The 24,196-nt window shown below is 58.1% G+C and carries 18 protein-coding genes; 7 read left to right on the forward strand and 11 right to left on the reverse strand.

The window, feature by feature from the left end; genetic code table 11:
* Nucleotides 1–172: 172 nt before the first annotated feature.
* Nucleotides 173–1,483: a nucleotide sugar dehydrogenase gene (locus GAO09_RS07565; RefSeq protein WP_235937981.1), complete on the forward strand. Its 1,311-nt coding sequence runs from the start codon at nucleotides 173–175 to the stop codon at nucleotides 1,481–1,483.
* Nucleotides 1,484–1,492: 9 nt separating this feature from the next.
* A complete protein-coding gene (locus tag GAO09_RS07570; RefSeq protein WP_153353428.1) occupies nucleotides 1,493–1,975 on the forward strand; it encodes a class I SAM-dependent methyltransferase in 483 nt (160 codons plus the stop codon).
* A 3-nt stretch (nucleotides 1,976–1,978) separates the two neighbouring features.
* Here GAO09_RS07570 and GAO09_RS07575 read toward each other — a convergent pair whose 3' ends face one another.
* The 9 genes from GAO09_RS07575 to GAO09_RS07615 form a co-directional block, all read right to left on the reverse strand.
* A complete protein-coding gene (locus GAO09_RS07575; protein WP_153353429.1) occupies nucleotides 1,979–2,440 on the reverse strand; it encodes a cyclic nucleotide-binding domain-containing protein in 462 nt (153 codons plus the stop codon).
* Nucleotides 2,441–2,479: 39 nt separating this feature from the next.
* Nucleotides 2,480–5,203 (reverse strand): ABC transporter transmembrane domain-containing protein, encoded by a 2,724-nt coding sequence (locus tag GAO09_RS07580; protein WP_153353430.1) that lies wholly within the window; start codon nucleotides 5,201–5,203, stop codon nucleotides 2,480–2,482.
* 167 nt (nucleotides 5,204–5,370) lie between these two features.
* On the reverse strand, nucleotides 5,371–7,272 hold the full coding sequence (gene htpG, locus GAO09_RS07585; protein WP_153353431.1) for a molecular chaperone HtpG: 1,902 nt from the start codon (nucleotides 7,270–7,272) through the stop codon (nucleotides 5,371–5,373).
* A 147-nt stretch (nucleotides 7,273–7,419) separates the two neighbouring features.
* Nucleotides 7,420–9,762, reverse strand: coding sequence for a cellulose synthase (locus tag GAO09_RS07590; protein WP_153353540.1), 2,343 nt, complete (start codon nucleotides 9,760–9,762; stop codon nucleotides 7,420–7,422).
* Complete coding sequence (locus tag GAO09_RS07595; RefSeq protein ID WP_153353541.1) at nucleotides 9,759–10,769, reverse strand: family 8 glycosyl hydrolase; 1,011 nt, start codon at nucleotides 10,767–10,769, stop codon at nucleotides 9,759–9,761. The genes GAO09_RS07590 and GAO09_RS07595 overlap by 4 nt, the downstream gene beginning before the upstream one ends.
* Before the next feature lie 50 nt (nucleotides 10,770–10,819).
* Nucleotides 10,820–13,261, reverse strand: a complete 2,442-nt coding sequence (locus tag GAO09_RS07600; protein ID WP_153353542.1) for a cellulose biosynthesis cyclic di-GMP-binding regulatory protein BcsB — start codon at nucleotides 13,259–13,261, stop codon at nucleotides 10,820–10,822.
* The gene (bcsA, locus tag GAO09_RS07605; protein WP_153353432.1) at nucleotides 13,261–15,462 is read right to left on the reverse strand and encodes a UDP-forming cellulose synthase catalytic subunit; all 2,202 of its coding nucleotides are present in this window, start codon (nucleotides 15,460–15,462) and stop codon (nucleotides 13,261–13,263) included. The genes GAO09_RS07600 and bcsA overlap by 1 nt, the downstream gene beginning before the upstream one ends.
* 66 nt (nucleotides 15,463–15,528) lie before the next feature.
* A complete protein-coding gene (gene bcsN / locus GAO09_RS07610) occupies nucleotides 15,529–16,488 on the reverse strand; it encodes a cellulose biosynthesis protein BcsN (protein WP_209018640.1) in 960 nt (319 codons plus the stop codon).
* 166 nt (nucleotides 16,489–16,654) lie between these two features.
* Nucleotides 16,655–17,161: a TIGR02281 family clan AA aspartic protease gene (locus GAO09_RS07615; protein WP_209018641.1), complete on the reverse strand. Its 507-nt coding sequence runs from the start codon at nucleotides 17,159–17,161 to the stop codon at nucleotides 16,655–16,657.
* 195 nt (nucleotides 17,162–17,356) lie between these two features.
* On the opposite strand from GAO09_RS07615, the gene GAO09_RS07620 reads away from it, so the two are divergent.
* The gene (locus GAO09_RS07620) at nucleotides 17,357–17,839 is read left to right on the forward strand and encodes a hypothetical protein (protein WP_153353435.1); all 483 of its coding nucleotides are present in this window, start codon (nucleotides 17,357–17,359) and stop codon (nucleotides 17,837–17,839) included.
* Nucleotides 17,840–17,844: 5 nt separating this feature from the next.
* On the opposite strand, the gene GAO09_RS07625 is transcribed toward GAO09_RS07620, so the two are convergent.
* Entirely contained in the window at nucleotides 17,845–19,032 is a 1,188-nt protein-coding gene (locus GAO09_RS07625; protein ID WP_235937970.1) for an aminotransferase, read from the reverse strand.
* 93 nt (nucleotides 19,033–19,125) lie between these two features.
* A complete protein-coding gene (locus GAO09_RS07630; RefSeq protein WP_153353436.1) occupies nucleotides 19,126–20,358 on the reverse strand; it encodes an ROK family transcriptional regulator in 1,233 nt (410 codons plus the stop codon).
* A 217-nt stretch (nucleotides 20,359–20,575) separates the two neighbouring features.
* Between GAO09_RS07630 and GAO09_RS07635 the strand changes: the two genes are divergently transcribed.
* The 4 genes from GAO09_RS07635 (at nucleotide 20,576) to GAO09_RS07650 (ending at nucleotide 24,191) form a co-directional block, all read left to right on the forward strand.
* Nucleotides 20,576–21,601 carry a sugar ABC transporter substrate-binding protein gene (locus GAO09_RS07635; RefSeq protein ID WP_153353437.1) on the forward strand — a complete coding sequence of 342 codons (1,026 nt, stop codon included), beginning with the start codon at nucleotides 20,576–20,578 and terminating at the stop codon, nucleotides 21,599–21,601.
* A gap of 96 nt (nucleotides 21,602–21,697) precedes the next feature.
* The gene (locus GAO09_RS07640) at nucleotides 21,698–22,777 is read left to right on the forward strand and encodes an ABC transporter permease (RefSeq protein WP_153353438.1); all 1,080 of its coding nucleotides are present in this window, start codon (nucleotides 21,698–21,700) and stop codon (nucleotides 22,775–22,777) included.
* Nucleotides 22,753–23,571, forward strand: a complete 819-nt coding sequence (locus GAO09_RS07645; protein WP_153353439.1) for an ATP-binding cassette domain-containing protein — start codon at nucleotides 22,753–22,755, stop codon at nucleotides 23,569–23,571. Before GAO09_RS07640 ends, GAO09_RS07645 begins: the two co-directional genes overlap by 25 nt.
* On the forward strand, nucleotides 23,568–24,191 hold the full coding sequence (locus GAO09_RS07650) for a nucleoside triphosphate hydrolase (protein WP_153353440.1): 624 nt from the start codon (nucleotides 23,568–23,570) through the stop codon (nucleotides 24,189–24,191). Before GAO09_RS07645 ends, GAO09_RS07650 begins: the two co-directional genes overlap by 4 nt.
* The last annotated feature ends 5 nt before the right edge of the window (nucleotides 24,192–24,196 follow it).

Genomic DNA, 24,196 nt, shown 5'->3' on the forward strand with positions numbered 1-24,196 from the left:
GCCGGATGCAAGCCTCATTGCCCTGAACGAGTGTGAGGCAGAGGCCAACGACCGGCTTGCGTCACACTCGTCCCTTGACAGTTCGGCCCGACACACTCAACTGAAGGACATCGAAATTCAGGTTCCTTTCCCCGTGACCAGCACTCCATCTGCCCTTCCGGCCTCCACCCTTCTGGCTGCCATTCAATCCAAATCTGCCCGCGCCGGCGTCATCGGCCTCGGTTATGTCGGCCTGCCGCTGGCCATGACCATGGCGCGCGCCGGCTATCGCGTCACCGGCTTCGATATCGATCCGGGGAAAATGGTGGCGATCGAAGCAGGCAAGAGTTACATCGAGGCGGTGCCGGACCATATTCTTGCGGGCGAGACGGCGGCCGGTCGGTTTTCTGCAACGACCGACTTTTCCCAATTGAGCGATTGCGACGTGATTGCCATCTGCGTGCCGACGCCGCTGACGCATCATCGCGACCCCGATCTCTCCTTCGTGGAAAAGACCTGCGAAAAGATTGCCGAAACGCTGCGCCCCGGCCAGTTGATTGTTCTCGAATCCACTACCTATCCCGGCACGACCGACGAGGTGATGAAACCGATCCTCGAAAAATCCGGCCTGCGTTCAGGCGAGGATTTTTTCATCGGTTATTCGCCGGAACGCGAAGATCCCGGCAATCGCGAGTTCGAAACCTCAACCATTCCGAAAATCGTCGCTGGCGATGGCGAAGCGGCAACCGGGATGATGCAGGCCTTTTACGGCGCCGTGGTGAAGACGGTGGTGCCCGTGGCCTCGACGGCCACAGCTGAGGCCGTGAAACTGACGGAAAACATCTTTCGCGCCGTCAACATCGCCCTCGTCAACGAATTGAAGGTCGTCTACGAGGCGATGGGGATCGACGTCTGGGACGTGATCGACGCGGCCAAGACCAAGCCGTTCGGTTATATGCCGTTTTACCCGGGACCCGGTCTCGGCGGCCACTGCATTCCGATTGATCCCTTCTATCTGACCTGGAAATCGCGGGAATACGACCAGCCGACCCGTTTCATTGAGCTTGCCGGCGAGATCAATACCGCCATGCCGCGCCACGTGATCACGCGGCTTGCGGAAGCACTGGACATCAAGGCCGGCAAAGCGCTCAGCCGTTCGAAAATCCTGATCCTCGGCCTTTCTTACAAAAAAAACGTTCCTGATATCAGGGAAAGCCCTTCGCTGAAGCTGATGGAGATCATCCTCGAACGTGGCGGCGATTTCGATTATTACGATCCCTTTGTCGGCGAAATTCCGCAGACGCGGGAATACGGCCATCTGCGCGGTCGCACATCGATCGAGTGGAACGAAGTGACCATCCGCAGCTATGACGCTGTGCTGGTTGCCACCGACCATGACGACGTGGACTATCAGGCACTCACCGAATGGTCACCCTTGATCATCGATACACGTAACGTCTTTGGACGCCGCGCCATCGCAGCCGAGCACATCGTCAAAGCATAGGGATTTTTCATGAGCCGCCTCGACAGCTTCATCAACCGTATGTCTGCTCAGCGTGACATCCTCAATCATGTTCGGGATGTGCTCGATCTTCCGGACGGTGCCGTGCTAGAAGTGGGCCTCGGCAATGGCCGTACCTACAGCCATCTGCGCGAAAACTTTTCAGATCGTCGCGTCGTGGCATTTGACCGTCAGTTCGCGGCTCACAAGACGCTTGCGCCGGCAGCTGGTGATTTCATCGAGGGAGAAATCCGCGAAACCGGCCAGACTTTCGTCGGAACGAAGGCTGCGCTGGTGCATGCCGATATCGGCACCGGTTATGCGGACAAGGACGCCATCACCCTGCAATGGTTGCCGGACATGGTGGCAGGCATGCTAGCTGAAGGCGGCGCGGCCGTCAGCGGCCTTCCGCTATCGCATCCCCAATTGGAAGAACTTCCACGTCTGCCGAGCGTGGAAGAAGGCCGTTATTTTTATTACCGCAAGACGGCTTGAGGATCAGTTGACCAACTGGCGTTGACCGGCGCGGGTGCGATCAAGTTCGCTGGTCGTACGATGCAGCTGCTCGGCAAATGCACGGGTCACTTCACGCGTAACGCCTGGATCGATCAGGACTTTGGAGAAGGCGTCCTTGCAGATTTTCAAGGCTTCGACCGGAGTCGTAGTGCGCACGGTCGCAGTACGGACGCCATCACACAGAAGGCACACTTCGCCGACGATGCAATCGCCCTTGACATCACCAATCTTCACTTCGCCGTCCGGGGCTTCCATGATGATATCGGCGCTGCCGCTCAAAAGCACATAGGCGCAATCGCCAGCATCACCCTGATGAAAGAGTTCCTGGTTGGCGTCATAACTGACCCTGCTGGATGCGAAGGCCAGCAACTTGAGACGACACGGATCCACCTTCGCAAAGTAAGGTATCCGGCGCAAAAGCTGTACTTCTTCCTTCAGTAACATCGTTGTCACCACCGCTCAGCTGTGCTTGGCAACCCTCTCCTAGGCTACCAGCGTCTTGAATATACCACTTTCCTGCTCGAGAGTCTCGAATGTTCCATCATCTGCGATCGAGCCTCTGTCGAAGACCACCACCCTCTTGAACAAACGAGCGAGGGAAGTGTTCGAAAGTACCCATATAATCGCAGGATCATGATCCTGTTCCTTTAGAAAATCTACTACGTTTTTAACGATCTCGTTTTGGACACGTCGATCAAGGCCCGGCAATGCCCTGTTGAAAACGTAGAAATCCGATCTGCGGATTAGTGAGCGCGCCACATTCAGCTTCTGGCGCTGCACCAATGTCAGGCGCCGGCCACCAGCACCGATATCAAATTCCAGTCCCACGCCAAGGAAACTGGCATACAGATCTTTTTCATGCATCACACCGGACGCGACCGCACGAATTTGTTCCCCTGCATCGGCGATACGATGACTGAGTTTGCCGAACAGAATGTTTTCGCGCAGGCTGGCAAGCGCGATATAGCGATGCGGATCGTAACGTTCAATAAGCCCGGCAAGATGCGCCGGTAACTTGTCGTGCAGCAGATCGCGCGCCTTGACGATTTTTTCCGATAGCTCCGGCGTGAGAAGGCCGAAACGATACCGCAGCTCCACATAGTTGAAACTCAAACGCAGCATCGCATGCAGTTCATCACGGTTCGGTCGAACGCCTTCCGGGCGTTCCTTGAAGCGAAGCAGCAACTGTTCGTAGACATCGATTTCATCGGCTGTCAGCGTAATCATCTGCTGGAAGAACGGGTGATCCTCCGGCAGGCTGCCAAAGATATCGACAAGGTTTTCAGCGATTGCCGTTCCCATGTCGAACAAAGGCTCCAGAAGCGATGCCGATCTCAGAACATCGTAGAAATAGTCGCTGTCGAGCAGCGAATTTTCGCTACCCACACCGGGTCGCATGGTGCCGAACAGAAGATTTTCACCGACACTCGCCTCGATATTGTAACGATCGGGCTCGAAAAACACGACAAGGTGCGACAGCCCCTTGGCCGCAAGCGTCGAGCGAAGCGCATGGCGCATATCGACAATACGAGCAGCCAGATCGGTATGGACTTCAGGATCGAATGTCGAATGAAGAGCAAGGTCCATGATGTCGGACGTAAGCTGAACAGCATCGAGCGCCGCCAGCAGCGAGTTCTTGAGGTCATCTTTCTGGCCGTTACGGACGGAGGTGGTGTTACGATCCAGCCATTCGGCATTGAGATCATAGTCCACATTGCCGGCCATTCGCGCCTCATGCATCTCCCACCGCCGATGCGTGGCGTCGCGGCCCGTATAGGTCGTGGTCGATAGGGGCGCATGCCTCAGGCCATAAAGAAGATTGTCCTTCAATGTGCCGTGGAAGAAATAGCTGTCGGCGCCCGAATAGGAAATGGCTCGTCCAGAAACAGATTCCGGCAATTCGAGCAGATCCGTTTCCTGAAGAGTGATCTTGCCTGCAACGGGCCAAACGACACGGCCAAAGGCTTCAGCAAGAGCTTCGCCACCGCTGCCCATGTTGTCGATAATGGCAATGGTTTCGCCGCGTTCGAACTTGACGGACACACCCTCCGCAACGCGCGCGCCACTCTGATCCTCGATCGTGACGTTGACAGCCGCAAGCGGCGAAAAGGCCTTGTCTTCCGATTTCGGCGCCAGCGTATGAATAGCCGGCGCAATCAGCATTGGCGCCTCGAACTCTTCCAGCACCTGTTCGTATTTGACCTGCACGTCCTGACGTGCCTGATCCCAGTCGATCAGTTCCTTCAGCGGGCCCGGCAGATCCTTGTAGGCATTGATGACGGCGATCAACTGGCCAACGTCGAGGCTACCGCGCAATGTCAGATAACCGCCAATCGAATAAAACAGGAATGGCGTCAGCTGTGAGAGGAAGTTGTTGACGAACTTGACGAGAAATTTCCACTGGTAAAGATCGTAGCGAATCTTGAAGATATGACCGAGACGATGGGAAACATCCGCCCGCTCGTAGTTCGAGGTATCGAAGGCGTGGATGGTGCTGATGCCCTCGACGATCTCGCTGACCTTGCCGGCAAAATGACGGGCCGTGACCTGTCGCTGGCGGCCGAGTTCGATCAGGCGATGACGCATTTTCGGGATGATGCCGACCTGAATGGCCACCATGGTTGCAGCGATCATGCCCAGCCAGAAATTCTGCACCATGATAAAGAAAAGCGCCGCGATCGCCTGACCGCCGAGCATGGCGGGCTGAACAAATGCATCCCCGGTAAAGCCACCGAAAGGCTCGACCTCGTCCTTGACCATGCTCGACACCTCAGCGGCATGGACCCTCTTCAGGTAACTTGGCGGAAAACGCAGGATGCGGTCGACAAGCTGATAGCGAATGCGGCGCAGAAGGCGTTCTCCGAGCCGGCCCTTGAAAGTGTTGATGTAATATTTGAAGAGCCCGTTGATGATCACCAGCAGCAGGAAAACGCCCGACAACGCGCCCAGCGTCTCCAAACGGTCAAGCGAGATGCCGTCGAACTGGAAAATCGTGCCTAACCACGGCAGCGTGACGGCAAAATCCATGTAGGCTTGGGTCGCACCTTCGCTCTCGAAGCCGCCACCCTGGATCGGGCCGTTGATGATCTGCTTCGGCAAATCGAAGGCAAGGAAATACGGCACCATGGACGCCGCCACGATGGTCAAGATGAACAGCTGCTGCCGTCGTGTGTGTCTCCAGATGTAACGGAGAAGGCTTTTTTCCATGGGATGCCGTCAAAGGGACGGCGGGTGCACGTCCATGTCTCTACATGTTTTCAGGCGCTGTATATAAACATCCGAATATGTGGCTGCAAATCGCCTCACGCATTGCAGCCATCACCATTTATCACCCTTTCACGGTCTTGTCGTGTGGCAAGGCCGCACCAGCACGCTTATCGCAAAGCGCGTTCGAAAACGCGCTGAAGCCGTTCTGCAAAGGCGCGTGGCTCTTCCGGCTTGTCGCCGTCGAGGATACGGGCCTGATCGAGAAGAAGAAGCACCGCATCCTCGCGCAAAACCTGATCATCCGTTTTTGCAGCAATAGCCTGGACAAGACTGTGATCCGCGTTGATTTCCAGAACAGGACGGCTTGCACCCTCGATACGACCGGCCCCGTGAAGAATTTTTTCCAGCTGGCGATCATAACCGCCTTCGGACGCAACAAGGCAAACGGCACTTTCGGTCAGTCGATCCGAGACCCGCACATCCGAGACGGCATCGGTCAGTCGCAGCTTGGCAAATGCGATAAGCTCATCAAGGACGGCTGTCGTTTCAGGCCGCTTTTCCTGCACTTCGCCTTCCGGCTTGGAGAATTGCGAAAGATCGGTCGCACCTTGTGTGATCGACTTGAACGATTTGCCTTCGAATTCCGGTGCGTTCATCACCCAGAAGCTGTCGATCGAGTCCGTCAGCAGGAGAACCTCGATCCCCCGTGCGCGAAAACCTTCGAGCTGCGGTGAAGCGCGTAACTGATCAGGGTTGCCTCCGGTGAGATAATAGATCGTTTTCTGTTCGTCCTTAGCATCACGCACGTAATCGGCGAGTGAACGAAAGGCTTCGCCGCTTGTCGTGGTGCGGAAGCGGGACAGAGCAAGCAACTGAGAACGCCGCTCGAAATCCTCGTAAATGCCTTCCTTCAGAACTGGTCCAAAATTTTCCCAGAGCTTTGCAAACCCGTCCGCATCACTTTCGGCAAGCTTTTCGATCGCCGTCAGGACGCGGCTGGTGACGCCTTTGCGGATAGCAGAAAGGATCGGACTTTCCTGGATCATCTCTCGAGACATGTTGAGCGGCAGGTCCGACGTATCGACCAGGCCACGCACGAACCGGAGGTAACGCGGCACGAGATCGGCATCGTCCGTGATGAAGACGCGCTTCACATAAAGTTTCATCCGGCCCTTGCGGTCCGGGTCGAACATGTCGAACGGCTGCGAGCCGGGCACAAAAGCCAGCGTCGTGTATTCGTGGCGACCTTCTGCGCGAAAATGCACATTGAGCGCCGGCTCATCATACTGGCCGGACAGACTGCGGTAGAAATCGGTATATTCCTCTGCGGAAATCTCGCTTTTGGAACGTGTCCATAAAGCGCTACCGTCGGTAACGCGGACTGCTTCGGCGCCGGGTTTTTCGACGAGCATGATCGGCACAGGCACGTGACCAGACTGATCCTTGATGATTTTCTCAATCGTCCAGCGTGAAGTATAGGTGCCGGCATCATCGAGCAGATGCAGCGTGATGCGGGTGCCGCGCGCGGGAGCGTCAACGGGTTCCACAGCATCGATTGCGTAGCTGCCCTTACCGTCGGACGACCAGCGCCAGGCCTCGCTGCTGCCGGCACGGCGGGAAACGACATCCACCTTTTCGGCTACCATGAAGCACGAATAGAAGCCGACGCCGAACTGGCCGATCAGCTGCGTATCATTATAGTTCTTTTCCGATTTTGCAGCTTCGATGCGCTCCATGAAGGCCCGGGTACCGGACCGGGCAATGGTGCCGAGCGCTTCGATCATCTCGGCGCGGCTCATGCCGATGCCGTTATCCTCGATGGTCAGCCGCTTCCCTTCCTCGTCCAGCGTCAGGGTGATGCGATTTTCGCCATCGCCGCCGGCAAGCGACGGGTTGGTAATCGCCTCATAACGCAGCTTTTCGCAAGCATCCGCAGCATTGGAGATCAGTTCGCGCAGAAAAACGTTACGGTCGGAATAGACCGAATGCACCATCATATGGAGCAACCGGGCGACATCGGCCTCGAATGCGTGGTTTTCGACAGAGTTTTCTGCTGCGACTTCGGTCATGTTTCCTCGCGTCTCGAACGGGATATCGCACCATCCACCAAAGCAAAGGGAGCGGGTCAATTACCAGCAAGATAGGAAGCGGGAAAACACAAAACCAGAGCGGGAAGCACGCAATCGCAACTGCGCGTCGCATTGGGTCATAAAGGCTCAGTAATCGTTGTTGCGAGCGGCCCGGACATCGGCAAGGCCGCGCAGAGCATCACGATTTCCGGTTTGCGCCGCAGCCTCGAAGACTTGCATGGCATCACCGTATCGCTTGATATTGAGATAGGCGTAACCGCGCATGACCATTAGGTCGACCCGCTCCGTTTCCAGCTGTGCGCGTTGGTCCAGGAACAGCAGAGCATCACGATAACGGGCGGCATCAAAGGCGGCCGTCGCCCGGTTGGACAGGATCGCCACCTGCAGTTCAGAGGCGCGTTTGCGGGCAAGCGGCGCCTGGGTTGCCGCCACTGCCGCATTGTCCGTCAGGCCGACACGCAGATACGCCAGCGACTGGCCGTAGGCTGCATCCTCCCGCACCTCGCCCGATCCGCGCTTCAGGGCGACACCAAAAGCATCCGCCGCTTCCATAGGGCGGTTCAGCTCCATCAGGCACCAGCCACGTGACAGGGCGGCACCAGGCGCAAGACCTTCGGGATCGATGGTTGTCGTGCAGCCGCGCTCTGTTCGCACACCCCTCGAAGGGCTGGCAGCAGGCGCAGATCTTCTCACCGGTGCCGTCAATGTCTGTTGAACGCGTGCCGGGGCATAGGTCGGCAGAGTGGGCGGCCGTTGTGTTGTGATCACCTGTGGGGCATTCGCATTCACGGCTGGCTGGCTCGCATATTGCTGAGCAGGCGACTGGACGGCCTGTTGATTTACCCCCGTTTGGACGCCCGCCTGCGCGATCCGCTGTGCGGCCAAGGTCTCCTCGGTCGTTTCACCAAGATTGGCGATACGCACAGAGCGGCCCTGCCACTGGCTCTGAACAGCCGCAACGCCGGCTCGATCGTTCAACTGGTTGCGCGCCAGAACGAGACCATAGGCCGAGGGTTCGTCATCCGGTTTCCAGGAGAGCGCTGTTTCGAACCAGCGGGCTGCTGTCTGCGGCTGGTTGAAATTGCGGGCATACCAGCCAAACTGCTGCGCCGAAGCCGCATCCTTGGCCTCGATCACCTCGGCAGCAATGCGCTGAAGTACCGGTTCGGTCAGAACGGGCGGCGGCATAACGGCCAAAAGATTGGCCGTGGCGGCCATATAGGTATCCTTGGAATTTGTGGAATCGTCGCGCCAGCGATACATCACATCCTCCGCTTCCTGCGGAGATTTTTTCGCGATCAGGCACAGGGCCAGCCCCTGCGAAGCCGAGGCGGAATCCTCTCGATCGCGCGCCATGCGGAACCATTTTTCAGCCGCATCCGTGTCGTCACGACGCAGGCGATACCAGCCGACAAGAAGCGCGTCTGATGCCAGCTTGCCTTCGTCTGCGAGTTTTTCGACGCGTTCTACGTAGGTTTCAGCAATCCGTATTTCGGTATTTTCGTTCGCCTCTGCAACAAAACGGCGCGACAAGTCATCACGAAGACCGTCGAACTCACCAGATCCGTCTTCGTTGCGATGTTCAGACGACAGGAGATCCTGCATGCCCGCATAGTCAAGCACGGCCGACGCCTTCTGTACCGTCGCCAGCCGCTCCTGCGGATTGGTGCAATTCTTCAGAACGTAGTTATAGGCATCCCTTGCCCGCCCGTCCCGTTCGGTTTCGGCAAAGGCTTCGGCGATGCGCCAAAGGACATCGACTTCCGCGCAGGTCAGAAGCGCCGACGTTCCAGCGCCTATCTCGACCACTGTCTGATACTGCTTGAGATCGGACGCATTGATGAGGCGAGCACGTGCCTCGGCAACGTCGAGGCGCTCAAGCAGATCAGCCGGCGGCTGCCATGCCGTGTCAGTGGCGCGACGATCGGCAATCGCTTTGCGCAACTCTGCAAAACGGCCATCGGCATAAAGACGCCACATGCCCTCGAGCTGCGAATCGCCATTCTGCGGCACAGCGAGTGGATCGGTCGGCGGCGTCCAATCCGGATAAAGCGCGCGAAGCCGGGAAATTTCCGCCTGCAGACGGGCCTGATCGTTTCGGGCCGCGAAATAACGGAGCGCGCTTTCATCGACTTGGGGGCGGCTGCTCTGCGACGAACCGGCAGCCGGTGAGGTCACTGGTGGCTGAACAGGAGTCTGAGCCGGCAAACCCGTGTCCGCCTGGGTCAGTTGCAGGGGCGCTTCGGTGGTCGATCCGGTAGGACCGGAATGCATGTCGACATCGTGTGGTACAACAGGCTGGCCATCCGGCCCGCGAACACGACCCATTACCATGAGCTTCGGCGCCGGATCGTTCAAAGCGCTATCGGCAGAGGAAAAACGGTCGCGCAAGGCGTAAGGGTCGTTCAGCCCGTAGACGGCTACCGCCACGGCCATCACTGCCACTGTTGCTGCAAGAACCTTTCTCATAGGCATTCCGGATGCTTCTCTGCAATGAAGGCCATACCCAACAAATGGAGCGTGGACGGATAATAAAGAACGGGTTCGAATCGGCGAACATCGTCCGCCAGTTTCTTACCATCTACCACACAGGCAGTAAGCTGATGAACGAGACGATAGCCGGGATCAGACAAGGTTTCCTTGACGTCACCGGTGACGACATCGAACGTGCCTGTCGCACCCGGTGAAACCGTGGTCGCATCGGCAAGCCAGGTGAGCAAAGCACGATCGGTTATGCCGGCACGCACGAGATAAAGTGGAACACGCACGGCATTATAACCATATTCCGGTGCAAACCCTTCGGCCGGCTTGGGTTGACGCGCGAGACTGACCCAATCGGCCGGCAGATGACGTGGGCCGAACCGCATTGCCCGTAGAAGCAGCTGCCCGTCGTCTGCGAGTTTTTGCCAACGGTCGGATGGGGCGAGCATGTTCATGATCGGCAGCGCTTCATAAACCCAGTAGGACGGATTGACGATCGGCCCATCCTCGCGGTCGCCCGCCCCGAAACCTTCAATACCCGGCAAGAGCACGGTGCGACCGGCATGATCGATCACCGCATTCTTCAACAGACTGCGGGCAATGATCCGCGCAGCGGACGTGTAGTCCGACCTGTTCCATGCGGCACCGCCAAGCGCCAGACCGTAGGCGATCAGGAGGTCGCCATCGGAAGCGTTGTTGGTATCAATCACATGCGGCTTTGCATCCGGATCCCATTTCCAGACGGCAAGACCATCATCCCGCAACAGAAGCTCGGTGCGGGTGAAAGACCAAATTTTTTCGAAATCGGCGGGATCATTGGCAAGATAAGCGAGGATCAGGCCATACCCCTGACCTTCACTGTGGCTGATATTGCCATTGCCGTTGTCGATGATACGTCCGTTGCCATCCAGGAACTTCGCCTTGTAGGCGTCCCATTCCGCTGCTGGTACGCCAGCTGCCCGCGCAATGTTCGGCACGCTACCGCAGAAAAACATCGCGGCGGCCACAAAAACGGCTGCACAGGTCAGAGACGGGCGCAACAAATTCACTTTCGCCTCCCAAGATTGGACAGAAGCGCCGCGGTGGCGATGCCGACCAGGAATGTCATCGCGGCAAACAGCGCCGCAAAATAAAGCACGTTGGTAGACAACCAGTTGGCGGCGATCAGGCGGTAGTTACGCACGGACGTATCGGTCGGAGGCACGAATGAAAAACCTTCAACCGCGACATTATCGACCCTGCCTGTTCTGGACGAATAGGTGGTTACGCGACCAGTGATCCGTGGCCAAAACTCCTGAGCGGCCATGACCCGTGTTCCATCGACAAGATCATCGGACGAAGGCGCTGTTACCACGGTCCAGGTCCCGTTACCGGCCGGGCTCACACCCTGCGCGATCATGAAAGTTGCCGCATTGGACGGTGCGAAAGGTTCATCATTGCCCGGCAACAGGCGGAAAGAGCGCAGCGAAATATCAAAATTGCGCTGCATCCATTCCTGGAATACAGAAATTTGACCATTCCAGTTGCCTCCGCTGACGCGATCACGCCATTGGTCGAACACTTCGCCGGTATTCACGTTTTCGGTCGTGGCGCCCGCTGTCGGCCGCCACGCCGCCTGACTTGTGGTCGCAATATTGACCTGCGACAACACGGGTACCGGCATCTGCGTGATCGAGCCGACAAAGATTGCGTCGCGATCGCCGGCCGCATTGGCCGACGCAATGGGTTCGATGGCGAGGGGCCGCCCGGCCGCCAGTGCCATGCGTGAAAGCAACGTGGCGGTGGCCGATAATGTGTCGCGATCGATGCGATCCAGAAAAAGTGGCGTTGCGTCGTTGCCGCGGCTGTATGGATAACCGGTGCCGACCGTGCTTGAAAGATCTGGGCGCTGTCCGATACGGGCGAAATCCGGCATCTGGAATTCCGAGGTATCGAACAGTGCGAAGCGCGGTGTTGTCGAGGCGGACGCACCGGGTGCACAAACCTCGTCTTCCTCCGTCCGCAACACCGTTTCCATTTCCACCGTGTTCACACCCGGCTTGAAATGCCGCATCGTGACACGGATCGGCAAATGCCGCAAAATTCCGCCGCCCGATGTGGTGATCGGCACAGTGGATGCAATGTTTCCATTAACATAGACATTGATCTGGCTGCCCGGCAACACCGCCTGCGAATAGGCGGCATCAAGCAGAATGGTCGCCTCGCCATAACCTTGCGCATAAAAATCGGCGGGCACACCGACCGTGAAGCCGGAGCGGACCCGGCGACCGGAAAATTCCAAAGTCTCCATTCCCAACTGCGAGAAGCTGAGATTGGCGTTTGAAAACAGCATCGGCGCATCCGGTGCCGACCAGCGCTGGGTGGAAATCACGTTGCGCTGGACACTAAGCGGCCGATCCACTGGTGAAACGACTGAATCAACAGCTGAAGCGATCGACTGCCAACTCGGCCCACTGACCACGAAAACCGGCTGGCCGGTGCGGCGATCATCGACAAAGGTAGCGATCGGCGCACTAACGGCCGCTGGCGGCAAATCGGGGAAAACCGGCCGTAACTCATCCGCCGTTCCCACAAGAACAGTAAGCTTGCCGGACGAGGATGGCGCGAGGCGATCGGTCTGGAATTCGAACTTCTGGCTGGGCATGCCACTTAGGATCGAAAGGCCCTGCGTCAGGCGCAAAACCGGCTTGAGCGTCATCGGCTCATCCAGCGAAGGCACGACCATGTTGAAAGTTGTCGCGCCCGTTTCATCTACGCCAACTGTGCGCAACGCATCGGTATTCGACAGCCGTGTCGCCAACGAACCGTTGAACGTCAAATAGGTGTTTGCCGGATCGATGTTCGACCAGAGGTCATATGTCGAGGCAATGGAGCAATCGGTGCGGTGGCGCTGGTCGGCACGCATGGTGACGACATTGACCCCCTGCTGCAAAAGCCCGGCCGGTACGGCAAAGGAAACCTGCGCAGGATTTTCCGACGCCGCGACCTGCTGTTGGCCGATCACACGATTATTGACGAGAATCGTAATCTGCGACCCTTCCGGCGCAACCACCACGGCATTCTGGTAACCGAGGTTGAGACGTGCCGGACTGGCCGCCTGTTCCGGCGTCACATAGATGGACCATGAATGCCGGTCATGCTCACCTTCCAGAACCATCGATGAAGCGGGAATGATATAACGCCGAAATACCTGCGACGCGGCCTGCCCTGTCGATGAGACCCGGCTCGGCGGAGATGTCTGTCCCTGTTGTCTTGCAGGTGGGGGCGCGGCCTGTGCGGGCACTTGAGCGGAACCAGGTACCGATTGTTGCGGCATCGTCGGCGCAGGCAGCGGGCTGTTATCCTGGCGCGGCTGAGGTGATACGGCGGTTGGCGCTGGAGTTGTCGCGGCGGGGCGTTCGCCGGACATATCGAAACCTGCAGACTGCGCAAAGGCGCAGCTTGCGGTCAAAAGCGTGAGGGTGGCGGCAAGGCAAGTCTTGCGCATCAATTTTTTGCTCCCGCCGTATCTTGCGCATTGGCATCCTTCTGAGGAGAGCGGCCACTACGGAAGAAATAAACGAGTCCACGGCTGGTCTGGTAAAGTGCCAGACCGACAAACCAGATCGTGCCACGGATGATCCCGGGATTGTAGCGCCGCGATTCCTGGAACTGCGACCACTGCGACGAATTGGCGAAAATAAGATCGGCGATCATGCGGTGATCCTGAGCCGATTTCGGCACGTACTGGCAGCCGACTGTGGTGATATCACCGGCTGCCTGCGCGTTGCGGACCACGACCGGCAGCGTGACCATCTCGCCACCGCTATGGGGCTGGAAACGCACTTCACCGCTCGCGTCCTTGATCATACCGGCCGCACGGCGATTGAAAACGTTGATACGCGCACCGTGAACCGACACGTCCTCGATCGAGGCGGCATACCATTCTTCATCAACCCGGAACTCGCAGCGCCGGTTGATACGCACACGGCGTGAGGCTGCCTGCTCCCCACGCTCGGATACGACGCCCAAGGCACAGCCAGCCATAAGCAGGTTGATGAGGTTCCAGCCGCCTACAACCAGCGTCACATCGGCTTTGTAGGGCTCGGCATAAATTTTGTAGATGGTGATCAGAAGGGCAATGACCTGCACCGCGAAGATGACGAAGAAGGGTCGACTGATTTCCGAAAGCCTGCTCGTCGCAATCGATTCGTCCTTGGCGGTGACCTTGAACGTCGGTTTCCTCGGATTGATCATGACCGACACGACAGCCGGCAGGAGATGCACGGTCTGCACATATTCATAGAGTTCGGAAATCCATGGCCAGCGGAACGATCCGTAGAGATAGTTCTGCATCATCAGGTTCACGAACATGTAGGCCAGCGTATAGGCCAGAAACTCACCGCCTGAAGCCGTGAAAATTTCCAGATCGAAAAACAGGTAGAAAAGCGGTGCGAACAGGAAGATCGTACGTGGGAACGGGAACATCCAGAATAGGGTCGAGGACATGTAACAGAAGCGCTGCGCCATCGACAGGCCGCGCTTCAACGGCGGGAAACGGAAACGCAGGATCTGCATCATGCCCTGCGCCCAGCGTGAGCGCTGGCCGATGAAGCTGGCAAACGTGGCCGGCTGCAGACCCGCGATCAGCGGTTTGTCGACATAGATGCTGTGCCAGCCGGTGCTGTGTAGCTCGAGCGCCGTTTCGCAATCCTCGGTGATGCTGATGCCGCTGAACCCGTTGGTGGTTTCGAGCGCGCGCCGGCTGAGGAGGGCTGCCGAACCGCAGAAGAAGGCGGCATTCCACTTGTCGAGGCCACGCTGGATGATGCCGTAGAACATCTCGTTCTCGCTAGGCATCTTGTCGAACGTGCTGAGGTTTCGTTCGAGCGGGTCCGGATTGATGAAGAAATGTGGCGTCTGCACGAGAAAGAGCTTTTCGTCTTCCTCGAAATAACCGACCGTTTCCTTCAGGAAATCGCGTGCCGGCGCGTGGTCGGCATCGAAAACGGCGATCAGTTCACCGCTGGAATGCTGCATGCCATTGTTGAGATTGCCGGCCTTGGCATGCTCGTTGCGCTCGCGTGTCAGGTAATTGACGCCAAGATCCTCGCAGAGCTGTTTCAGCTCCTTGTGACGCGCCATCGCCTCCTGGGCTTCCAGAAGTTTTGGCGAGTTGCGCTTCTGCACCGTACCGCCATCGTCAAGCAGCCAGATATGCAGCTTGTCGGCCGGGTAATCCATGCTTGAGGCAGCAGCCAGCGTATTGGCGAGCAGGGTCGCATCTTCATTGTAGGACGGCACGAACACGTCCACATGCGGAAAATGTTCAAGCTTGGAGGCGCGGGACGGACGCGGCGGCAAGGGTGTCGCGACGACGAAAAGGCTCAAGCCCAGCATCATCACGTTATACATTTCCGCCAGATAAAGCAGGAAGCCGGGAATGAAGTTTTCCAGCTGGTTGATCGGCGGCAGCGTGCTTGTCGTGCGCCAGTAGACGTAGCGCAATACGATGGCGGTGCCGAAGGCAAGCGCTATCAGGCGCCAGGTCCCCTCACCCTTCAGGATCTTGATGATGGCCATGACGGAAAGCGCACAGATGCTGGCAATCAACTGCGTCTGGAGATTGACCGGAAGCGTGATGAGGGCAATGACCGCGGTGACGACGACGATCCAGACGATGACGCTGCGAATCTGGTGAATGGGCATTTCAGAACTCCCCGCACCGCGCTGGCGCATCATCATCAATCGGATCCGTCTGCGTCATCGGGCCTATCATCGGCAGGCGACGCTGCCACCGACACAATCCGGGGTCGGGACCCTTATCGTATTCGGACTTTGATCCCTCGGCCGGTCTGTCGTCGGTGTTGCACCGCTTGCCGATGGCGGCGGAGGTACGAGTGGGCCGGTGGGCGCACTCGACACCATCGGCGCCGCATCGCGTGGCACCGGCCGGACTGCTGCCCCGCGTGGTCGCGATGGCACGGCAGAGATGCGGCGAACCACCGGCTTCGGGTCATAACCGAGAGGGGCAGCGTAATGTTCGACCGCCGCAGCGGCCGGATAGACGGGATGACCGGGCCGGCCAAGATTCGGATCGACACGATCCTCCCGACCGTAGGGGTTCCATTGCCAGCCGTTGAACGTACCGTTGATCGTATAGCCGTACATGTTCGCCAGCAGAGCCTGCTCCGATTGCTCCGCATCGCAGAGCCTCAGACGCATCTGGATGATGCCGAGGTTATGAAGCGTGTTGCGTGCATCGGTGCTGGAGCGGATCTGTTGCCAGCCGTAGACGCAGGTATCGCCGGTGCGGCTTCTGCCCACGGCGTAACTGAACGGGCCGTAATTGTTCTGCAGATAAGTCTGTGTCCGGGCCATGGCGATACCCGGCATTGCACTGCGCATTTCCCGAATGACAGCGGCATCCGTCAGGCGAGCGGAAGACAAGGTCTTGTCGGTATTGACGCCTTCCATTGCGGGGCCGACAAACTTTATCTTGATCGAATTCTGGCCGGGCACGGAAGATTGTGTACGCAGCGCGATATCCTGCTCGATACCATTGCGATACCGCCGCTCAACAACGGCAACAACTGCGGGGCCACCAGGTGGAGGGAAGACCAAAGCTTCCGTGGCCGAAACGGTCCGTGTCGGCTGAAAGCGGGTAACGCCGGCAGAAGAGCTGCACCCCGTCAAGGCAGCCATCAGCAAAACTGTCGTTGCAATCGATTTCATAAAGGTGCCGCAAGTTGAAAAACTCATTCCCACGCGGCGCCAATCAAAGCTGATTCGCAAGTGCAGCGCGGCAAATATTAGCTTTTTAGTAACCTATTTGTTAATCGATCGTTAATGCTATTCCCAGAAAAGATCACCCAACCGACAGATTGGCGGAAATAACCGGTCATTTCACGAGGCTCATTGCGTCTCCGTCGACGGTATAGGAGGAGAGCCGGCCCAAAAAGCTGACCCCGATCAATGCCGACGGCAACGCATCACCGGCAACGACAAGGGCATCAACTTCACTTATTGAGACGTCACCGATTGACAGATCGGAAAGTGTCACGCGTGCCGCCTTGATATCTCCGCCCGCAGTGGCGACCGTATGGTCATAGACAAGGTCATTTGGCCGGATACCGATATCGCGGACCATGCCCTCGTTGAGCGCGACAAATGTTGCACCATTATCAACAATGCCGTCGATGACACGGCCGTTGACAGTGAATCGGCCCGTGAAATGGCCATCAGGCCCGGCAACAAGGATGGCACGTCCGACATGTTTCAAGGGCTGCAATGGCAACGCAAGCTGAGATGTCGACGACATCGTCTTCTCGACGGAGACCAGCATGGCCGGCGCCTGAGAGACGGCAAATACAACAAGGCTTGCCGACACGACAATTCGTGCAAGCATGGCAAGGAATCCTTCCTTTAGATCCCGCATCATGCAGGTCTTTAAATCGGCCTTAGAATGCAAAGGTTAAGAAAACATTGCGGCACTTCAGTCGAGGATTTCACCTGCCATGCGGCTCCGTGCGAGCCACCGGAACAATTTCCATTTCGCAATAAATCGCCCTAAGGGAAGCCGATAAACACGCACGGAGCATATATGTCGAAGACACGCAAGCGGCAGTCCCCGGCCGGACAGCAGCTGAAAAAGGAGTTTCCAGATATTTATGCAGAGCTTGTTGCCGGACGGATACCGTCGCTGAAAAAGGCACTCGTGAAGGCTGGCATCATGACCAAACCGACCCCGGTCGAAAAACTTCTGAAGGCATGGGGAAAAGCCAATGCCGCGGAACGGGATCATTTTCTGACGCAGATCGGCGCCAATCGAACCATTTTGGACGACCACGCCAGCACAGACGAAACCGAAAGGCGGCTGATTGCCAACGGTCGCTATCTGCTGCCACACACCGTGCGTCAGATTGAGGCCATTATGAAGTCACGCCATCTTTTACCTGCGCAGGTCATGAACGAGGCCGGCTTTCCCTCCGAGGGACGATCGCTGACGAGAGCGCTTGCCAAAAATGCCAGCCTCAGACTGGTTGTCATCGCAGCGCTTGATGATTGGCTCAGAAACCAGGGGTAAGGTGCTCAGGCGCCTGCGACAGGCAGCCGCCCTGCCAAAGACTTGATGGCATCGACGCCAACGTTGGCGAAGGCGGCGCGGACAAAAGCCTGCTGGTTTTCGCCGAAACACGTGCCGGGCAGCATCAGGATACCGTGCTCCGCAGCCATCCAGCGGGTCACGTCCATGGCATCGCGACCACCGAACGGATGACGCAGATAGGCGAAATAGGCCCCGATCGAGACAATCGACCAACCATCCCGTCTATCGATGACGGTCTGAAAAGCCTGCCTCCGCTCATCGATAATCACGGTGTTGCCTTGCCGCCATTCGTTGAGAGTCGGAAGCGCCTCAGCCACCGCATGCTGGGCCGGTCGCGGGGCGCAGATCTGCAGATTGTCCATCACCTTCTGCAGCTGCGCCATCACCTTGTTCCCGCAGACGATGGCACCAAGCCGATGGCCCGGGATGCAGAAGACTTTTGAGAAACTATAGAGATGGATGAAGCCATCGCGCCAACCGGTTTTGGAAAACAGGGCGTGGGGCGGGCCGGAAGCGGCGGGCAAGAAATCGCGATAGGTTTCGTCAGTTATGACGAAGATGCCGCACGCATGGCATAAATCGTAAAGCGCATCCAAAAAGTCAGGAAGATAGACGGCGCCGGTCGGATTGTTGGGGGTCACCACGAAAACCGCACGTGTGCGCGAGGTAACGGCGGCTTCCACCGCTTCGATCGGCGGCACGAAACCGGCCTTTGGATCGGCATCCACGACCTTTACGTCCACGCCGAGCATACGCAGGGTCATTTCGTGATTGAAATAATAGGGTCGGATGAGAATGACCTCATCCCCCGGACGCAGCAAAGCCAGCGCCACGGCAAAAAAGGCCTGATTGCCGCCGGCCGTGATCTGCACATCCTCGGCAGATACATCGGCCTGATAGGCAAGATTGAGATCGGCCGCAAAAGCGTTGCGCAGAACCGCTTCGCCTTGAATCTGGCCGTAACCGCAAAGGTCGGCCCGGCTCGCCGTTTCGCCCAGCCAGCGCAACAGATCGGGGTGGGGGGCATAACCGGGAACAGCCTGCGACAGATCAACGACCGGTCCTGCAGCGCCGCCATAGGATTTGAGGCTTGCCTGCACGGCCGGGATGGGTGGCGGCGCCATCTGTTCGACCCATGGATTGAAGGCGAGCGGCGCAGGCATGTCGTTCATGGTTTCCCCTTTTTTGTTGACCTCATCCAGGTCAGCTGCGCGACAACCATCATCCGCGAGCTTTTCCAACCTGCAACGACATAATTGAAAGCCTCAAGTCTCGCTGACATTTTTGAGGAGGACGGACTGATCTGTCAGGTAACGCGCAAAGATCGGCAGGCTGGCGCCACCGATGGCACGCGCCTGCGAACCGACCTTGCCCTCGATGATGTCGGGAATGACGACGCCGCGCAGGTCGAGCCGTGCCACGGCTTCGAGCGTTGCGGTGACGATACGCTTCCTGACCCAGGCCGGAAAACCGCCATCGATGACGGCGGCACCGAAGTCGATGATCGAGGCCGCTGCCACGATGGCCTGCGCCAATGCAGCCGCCGTCGCCTGAATCCAAAGCTCCAGCGGCTCGCCGAAATCAACCCATTCATCGGCGGAGTACCAGAGCGGCTGCGAATCGATGCCACGTTCGCGCAGCATGTTTTCCAGAACGAAAATCGAGGCGATATCGAGGAGCTGACGGTTTTCGCCATCCTTGCCGCGCACTGGAAGCGGACCGACGGCACCCGCCGTACCGGTTCGACCGGAAAAGATGCTGGAATTCAAAACGATACCGCCACCGATGAACGAGCCGATAAACAGGTAGATGAAATCCGGGTAGGTGGGTCCGACACCAAAGACCAGTTCGGCACCGCAGGCACTGGTGGCATCGTTCTGGAGATAGACCGGATGCGCAACGCGGGCCGCCACTTCGGCCTGCAGGTCAAAACCGTGCCAGACCTCCATGGCGCCTGATGGTGCGCCGATCTCATCGGCCCAGTTCCACAGTTCGAATGGCGCGGCGATGCCGATGCCGGCAATGCGCGCCTGTTCCTCCGCGCTCATCTGCTGTTCGATATCGGCTAGGCCGTTGGTGATGATCCGCAGAATTTCCTGCGGCAGCGGATAGGCATAGGTCTCGTGATAACGCTTGCGGACATTGCCGACAAAATCCATCAGCACCAGATCGGCACTGCGGCGACCGATTTTCACTCCGAAGGACAGGACCGCATCGGGATTGAGCCGCATCGGCACCGATGGCTGGCCGACACGGCCGCGCAACGGCTCGCCGCGTAAAAGCAAACCATCTTTTTCCAGCGCTCGCATGATGACCGAGGCCGTCTGCGCCGACAGGCCGCTCAGCCGAGTGATATCCGCCTTTGACAACGCGCCATGCAGACGCACCTGCGACAGAACGAGCCGCTCGTTATAAGCGCGCACCCGCGTCTGGTTGGAGCCACCGGAAAAACCGGCGGAAGAAGCAGGCCCGGCAAGCGGGCCATCGGTGATCGACATCCAGCACCTCCCTTTGCCTTCGCTCTTTCACGCCGAACGCAGCATGACAAGATGGAATAAATAATTCAATCGGAATTAATTATTGACAGCCGGTTTTGTTTTGCGATTATGCAAATCGCGAGAATGCAGGATGTCTGGAGGAGGCATTTGGCTCAATCCGGCCTGCATTCACACCAAACCCGTCCGTTTCCGCGGACTTCGTCTCTGGGAGGAGATCATGAAAAAATCCGTATTGTCCCTGTCGTTCGGGGCGCTGGCGCTTGGCGTCGTGTTTGCAGCACCGGCACAGGCCGCCGACGTATCTGCCTGCCTGATCACCAAGACTGATACCAACCCCTTCTTCGTGAAGATGAAGGAAGGCGCGACCGCCAAGGCCAAGGAACTTGGCGTCACACTGAAATCCTATGCCGGCAAGATCGACGGTGACAGTGAAAGCCAGGTGGCTGCGATCGAGACCTGCATCGCCGACGGCGCCAAGGGCATTCTGATCACCGCTTCCGACACCAAAGGCATCGTGCCGAACCTTAAAAAGGCCCGTGACGCCGGCCTGCTGGTGATCGCGCTCGACACGCCGCTGGAGCCGATCGACGCTGCCGACATGACCTTCGCCACGGACAACCTGCTCGCCGGCAAGCTGATCGGCCAGTGGGCCAAGGATACGCTGGGCGACAAGGCCAAGGACGCTAAGGTAGCTTTCCTCGACCTCACCCCTTCACAGCCTTCCGTCGATATTCTGCGCGATCAGGGTTTCATGATCGGCTTCGGCATCGACCCGAAGGATCCGAACAAGATTGGTGACGAGGACGATGCCCGTATCGTTGGCCACGACATCACCAACGGCAACGAAGAAGGCGGCCGCACGGCCATGGAAAACCTTCTCCAGAAAGACCCGACCATCAACGTCGTCCACACGATCAACGAACCGGCCGCTGCCGGCGCCTATGAAGCGCTAAAGTCGGTCGGCCGCGAAAAGGACGTACTGATCGTTTCGGTCGACGGTGGTTGCCCTGGCGTCAAGAACGTTGCCGATGGCGCGATCGGCGCCACCTCGCAGCAATACCCTTTGCAGATGGCGGCCCTTGGCATCGAGGCGATCAAGAAGTTTGCCGATACCGGCGAAAAGCCGAAGCCGACCGATGGCAAGAACTTCTTCGATACCGGTGTGACGCTGGTCACCGACAAGCCTGTGCCGTCGATCAAGTCGATCGACACCAAGGAAGGCCTTGGAAAGTGCTGGGGTTAAGCCTCTAGCCAGATTTTGCGGGCCGGTGAAAACGCTTCATCGGCCCGCAATGGCAACTCGGCCTGAGCCGGGAACACGACAAAGCGGGAGGATTTCATGAGCGAGCCAGTGGCAAGCACACCGCATAACGACTACGAAAAAGTGCTCAAGGACAGTTCGAAGGATGTTGCGTCCTTTGACAGCGACAAACCGTCCGCCCTTCACAAATTTCGCCATTTCCTGCATTCCAACCCGTCCGCCGTGTCGCTAATCGTGCTGGTGGTTTCGCTCTTCGTGTTCGGGCTGACGCTTGGCGGAAAATTCTTCTCCGCCTTTTCGCTGACGCTGATCCTGCAGCAGGTGGCGATCACCGGTATCGTGGGGGCGGCCCAGTCGCTGGTCATCATGACCGCCGGCATCGATCTTTCGGTCGGCGCGATCATGGTCCTGTCTTCGGTGGTGATGGGTCAGTTCAGTTTTCGTTACGGCCTGCCGCCGGAACTTGCCATTCTCTGTGGCTTTATCACCGGCGCGCTTTGCGGCTTCATCAACGGCGTACTGATCGCCAAGGTCAAGCTGCCGCCCTTCATCGTCACCCTCGGCATGTGGCAGATCGTTCTTGCCAGCAACTTTCTCTATTCGGCCAACGAGACGATCCGTTCCCAGGAAATCGAAACCAATGCGCCGATCCTCCAATTTTTCGGCGAAACCTTTAAGTTCGGCGGAGCGGTTTTCACCTATGGCGTCATCGCCATGATCCTGCTGGTAGCGGTACTTTGGTACGTTCTCAACCACACCGCTTGGGGGCGCCATCTTTATGCAGTTGGCGATGATCCGGAAGCGGCAGACCTTTCCGGCGTCAACGTGCAGCGCATGCTGATCTCCGTCTACGTCATCTCCGGTGTCATTTGTGCACTGGCAGGCTGGGCACTGATCGGCCGTATCGGCTCCGTTTCACCAACTGCCGGCCAGTTCGCCAATATCGAATCGATCACCGCCGTGGTGATCGGCGGCATATCTCTGTTCGGTGGACGCGGCTCCATTCTCGGCATGATGTTCGGGGCATTGATCGTCGGCGTCTTCTCACTCGGCCTGCGCCTGCTCGGCACCGACGTGCAATGGACCTATCTCTTGATCGGCGTCCTCATCATCGTCGCCGTTGCCGCCGACCAATGGATCAGAAAGGCTTCACGCTGATGCCCCAGGAAAACATCCAGACCAGAAAACCCATCCTGACCGGTCGCAACCTCGTCAAGCGTTACGGTCGCGTCACCGCCATCGACAATGCCGATTTCGATCTCTATCCCGGCGAAATCCTCGCCGTGATCGGCGACAACGGCGCCGGTAAATCCTCGCTGATCAAGGCGATTTCCGGGGCCATCCGACCCGACGAGGGCGAAATCCGCATGGACGGCGAACTAGTGCATTTCGCTTCGCCGATCGAGGCCCGCAAGGCCGGCATCGAAACCGTTTACCAGAACCTTGCACTGTCACCAGCACTCTCGATTGCCGACAACATGTTTCTCGGCCGCGAAATCCGAAAACCCGGCTTCATGGGCAAGGTCTTGCGAAAACTCGACCATGGCGCGATGGAAAAGATGGCGCGAGACAAGCTTTCCGAGCTTGGTCTGATGACCATCCAGAACATCAATCAGGCGGTGGAAACACTTTCGGGTGGCCAGCGTCAGGGCGTGGCAGTGGCGCGCGCAGCTGCTTTCGGCTCAAAAGTCATCATTCTTGATGAACCGACGGCAGCACTTGGCGTCAAGGAAAGCCGGCGTGTGCTGGAGCTAATCCTCGACGTGCGCTCACGCGGCATTCCGATCGTGCTGATCTCCCACAACATGCCGCATGTGTTCGAGATCGCCGACCGCATTCATATCCACCGGCTGGGCAAGCGACTGACAGTCATCAATCCAAAAGACTATACGATGTCGGATGCCGTCGCCTTCATGACCGGCGCAAAGGTGCCGGAGCCGATTGCCGCATGACACCGACCACCGAGGATATCGCCCGCACAATCATTGACCGTGCGGGCGACAGACAACGCTTTCTGGTAGCGATCGCGGGTCCGCCGGGTGCTGGCAAATCGACGCTGGCGGATGAGCTGGCCGCCGCATTGAAGGTTCTCGGCGAAAGCGCCGAAGTCCTGCCTATGGATGGTTTTCACATGGATGATGCCATCCTGCGTGAAAAAGGCCTGCTCGCACGCAAAGGCGCTCCGGACACATTTGATGTTCGCGGCTTTGTCGATATCGTTGGCGCCGTGAAAGCAGCCGAGGGCGAAGTGCTTGTTCCTGTGTTCGACCGCTCGCGCGAGATCGCTATTGCTGCGGCCCGGATCGTTGATCAGCCGACCCGTTTCGTGCTGGTGGAAGGCAATTATCTGCTTCTTGACCGTAAGCCTTGGTCCGCGCTCGAGGGCCAGTTTGACTATTCCGTCCTGATTTCGCCACCCGTCCCGGTGCTGGAGGCAAGATTGATGAAGCGATGGCTGGATCTCGGGTTCACCGAAGCAGCGGCCCGTACAAAAACCGAAGACAATGACCTGCAGAATGGCGCTCTGGTGCGAGACCACAGTCGACCGGCCGACTGCGTGCTAACGGCCTGAATGAT

Source organism: Endobacterium cereale (genome assembly GCF_009617585.1).
GTDB classification, from domain to species: domain Bacteria; phylum Pseudomonadota; class Alphaproteobacteria; order Rhizobiales; family Rhizobiaceae; genus Neorhizobium; species Neorhizobium cereale.